Origin of the sequence: Streptomyces sp. E2N166 (genome assembly GCF_003671715.1) — a bacterium.
In the GTDB taxonomy this organism is placed as follows: domain Bacteria; phylum Actinomycetota; class Actinomycetes; order Streptomycetales; family Streptomycetaceae; genus Streptomyces; species Streptomyces thinghirensis.
This window is the reverse complement of sequence record NZ_RAIF01000012.1, coordinates 1031076-1033910: the sequence shown is the minus strand read 5'-3', so window position 1 is coordinate 1033910 and position 2835 is coordinate 1031076. Positions and strand designations below refer to the sequence as shown.

Here is a 2835-nt window from a genome sequence, read left to right as displayed (position 1 = left end):
GGCGGCCCGTCCGTCGTCGAGGGCGGACAGGGCCTCCGTCTGGGCGGCGAGCCCCGCGCCGACCGCCTCGTCGATCAGCTCCAGCCCCCGGTCGGTGAGCGTGACCTGCAGTCCCCGGCGGTCGTGCGGGTCGGGGGAGCGGCGCAGCAGTCCGGCCCGTTCGAGTTTGTCGAGGCGGCCGGTCATGCCGCCGGTGGTGAGCATCAGCGTGGCCGAGAGCTGCCGGGGGGAGAGCGTGTAGGGCTCGCCGGAGCGGCGCAGCGTGGCCAAGGCGTCGAACTCCCCGCGGGAGATGCCGAAGCGCGCGTACGCCTTCTCCATCCGGTCGCCCATCGCGCGGGCGAGCCGGAAGACGCGGCCGAACACCTCCATGGCGGCCGTGTCCAGGTCGGGCCGCACCGCCGCCCACTGGTCGATGATCGCGTCGACGGGGTCCTTGCGCGGCTCGGGGCGTTCAGTCATGCCACGAGTATCGGGACAACTCCGCTCGGCCGCAAGAAAGTAGCTTGACGGCATCTTGCTTAGCAGTAAGCTACTTTCCATTGAGCTTCTCACTCGCCCGTCTCTCGAAGGGTGTCTTCATGGCCGCCGGCCGCTCCACCGTCATCGCGCTCACCGCCCTCGCCCCTGTCTCCTGGGGCACCACCTACGCCGTGACCACGGAGTTCCTGCCGGCCGACCGGCCCCTGTTCACCGGGCTGATGCGGGCTCTGCCCGCCGGCCTGCTGCTGCTCGCCGTCGCCCGGGTGCTGCCGCGCGGCGCCTGGTGGTGGAAGGCGGCGGTGCTGGGCGCGCTGAACATCGGCGCCTTCTTCCCGCTGCTGTTCCTCTCCGCGTACCGGCTGCCGGGCGGCATGGCGGCCGCGGTCGGCTCGGTCGGCCCGCTGATCGTGGTCGGGCTCTCGGCGCTGCTGCTCGGGCAGCGGCCCACCGTCCGGTCCGTGCTCACCGGCGTCGTCGCCGCGTTCGGCGTCAGCCTGGTGGTGCTGAAGGCGGCCGGGTCGCTGGACGCGCTCGGCGTGCTGGCGGCCCTCGCGGCCACCGCCTCCATGTCGGCCGGCATCGTGCTCACCAAGCGGTGGGGCCGCCCGGACGGTGTCGGCCCGCTCGCGCTCACCGGCTGGCAACTGACCGCGGGCGGCCTGCTCATCGCGCCGCTCGCCCTCCTGGCCGAGGGTGCCCCGCCTGCGCTGGACGGCTCGGCGGCCGGCGGCTACCTGTACCTGGCGCTGGCCAACACGGCGGTGGCGTACTGGCTCTGGTTCCGCGGCATCGGCCGGCTCTCCGCCACCCAGGCCACCTTCCTCGGCCCCCTCTCGCCGCTGACCGCCGCCGTCGTCGGCTGGGCGGCGCTCGGCCAGGCGCTGACGCCGGTGCAGCTGGCGGGCATGGCGCTGGCGTTCGGGGCGACGGTCGCCGGGCAGCTCACGCCGCGCGCGAAGGCCGCTGCACCCTCCAGACCTTTCAGTTCTCCTTCAAAGAACGGTCGAAAAGATTCGATGGACCTGACGGATCCGGCGCTGCGACGGTAGGTACACCGCAATCGTCGCCCTGCCGAAAGGACCTCCGTGGCCGTAGCCGACGCCCGGACCAGCACCACCCCCGCTCACACCCCCGCCGCCGCTCCCGTCGCCCTCGGCATCGTGCTCGCCGTGCTCGCCACCCTCGTCTGGTCCGGGAGCTTCGTCACCTCCCGGGCCCTCGGCGACAGCGTGCCGCCCGTCCAGCACGCGTTCTGGCGCTGGGTGGTGGCCCTCGCGGTCGTCGCTCCCTTCGGCGCCCGGCGGGCCTGGCGGCAACGCGCGCTGATCCGGCGTCACCTCGGCTTCGTGCTCCTCGCCGCCCTGCTCGGCGTGACCGTCTACAACACCCTCGTCAACCAGGCCGGCGTCACCACCCCCGCCGCCAACATGGGCATGATCATGGCGGCGTCCCCCGTTCTGATGGCGGTCTTCGAGCGGGCGGGCGGCGTACGGCTCGGCGCCCGCCGGGTCGCCGGGCTGCTCGTCGCCTGCGCGGGTGTGCTCCTGCTGGTCTCGGGCGGGGCGTCCTTCTCGGCCGGCGACCTGTGGATGATCGCAGCCGCCTGCTGCTTCGGGTCGTACAGCGCGCTGCTGCGCCGCAGGCCCGCCGGTCTGGACGGAGCGGGGTTCCTCTTCACCACGTTCCTGTTCGGCACGGTCCTGCTGCTGCCCGCCCAGGGCGTCAGCCTCGCCGTCCAGGGCGGCTTCAGCCCGACCCCGGGCACCGTCCTGCCCCTCCTCTACGTCGGTGTCGCGTCCTCCGCAGTCGCCTTCTTCGCCTGGAGCAAGGCGATCTCCCTGATCGGCCCGTCCCGCGCCGGGGTCGTCTACTACCTCCAGCCGGTGTGCGTCGCCCTGCTGTCCTGGGCGCTGCTCGCCGAGCCGACCGGCTGGGCGCAGGCGGGCTGCATGGCGCTGATCCTCGGCGGCGTCGTCCTCGGCGCGGCCTCGGGGGCCGGGGCGCGTCGGTGACGGGGGCCGCCCGCGGATAGGTTGCCGCCATGGCCGACTGGGACATCCGCAAGCTGCAGATCCTGCGGACGCTGCGGGAACGGGGCACGGTGACCGCGACGGCCGAGGCGCTGCGCATGACGCCGTCCGCCGTCTCCCAGCAGCTGACGAACCTCTCCAGACAGCTCGGTGTGGAGCTGCTCCAGGCCCAGGGCAGACGGGTCCGGCTGACGGACGCGGCCCGGCTGGTGCTGCGGCACGCCGAGGCGGTGTTCGAGCAACTGGAACGCGCCGACGCCGAGTTGGCGGCCTACGTCCACGGGGAGTCCGGCGAGGTACGGGTCGGCGCCTTCTCCACCGC

General features: G+C 73.6%; 4 protein-coding genes. 3 read left to right on the top strand and 1 reads right to left on the bottom strand.

The genetic code is table 11. The annotated features are described in order from the left end of the window. A partial coding sequence (locus tag EBH09_RS12420; RefSeq protein WP_121747031.1) for a MarR family transcriptional regulator occupies positions 1-462 on the bottom strand: 462 nt, incomplete at its 3' end. 119 nt (positions 463-581) lie between these two features. On the opposite strand from EBH09_RS12420, the gene EBH09_RS12415 reads away from it, so the two are divergent. From EBH09_RS12415 to EBH09_RS12405, 3 genes are all read left to right on the top strand, one after another. Beyond that, positions 582-1532, top strand: a complete 951-nt coding sequence (locus tag EBH09_RS12415; protein WP_121747030.1) for an EamA family transporter — start codon at positions 582-584, stop codon at positions 1530-1532. A gap of 36 nt (positions 1533-1568) precedes the next feature. Continuing rightward, entirely contained in the window at positions 1569-2495 is a 927-nt protein-coding gene (locus EBH09_RS12410; RefSeq protein ID WP_121747029.1) for a DMT family transporter, read from the top strand. A 29-nt stretch (positions 2496-2524) separates the two neighbouring features. After that, positions 2525-2835: LysR family transcriptional regulator (locus tag EBH09_RS12405; RefSeq protein ID WP_153182649.1), on the top strand; the 311-nt coding region annotated here is incomplete at its 3' end.

Bases quoted from the DNA above. Each gene is read 5' to 3' on its own strand.
- EBH09_RS12415 (WP_121747030.1), top strand. From the start codon at position 582: ATGGCCGCCGGCCGCTCCACCGTCATCGCGCTCACCGCCCTCGCCCCT.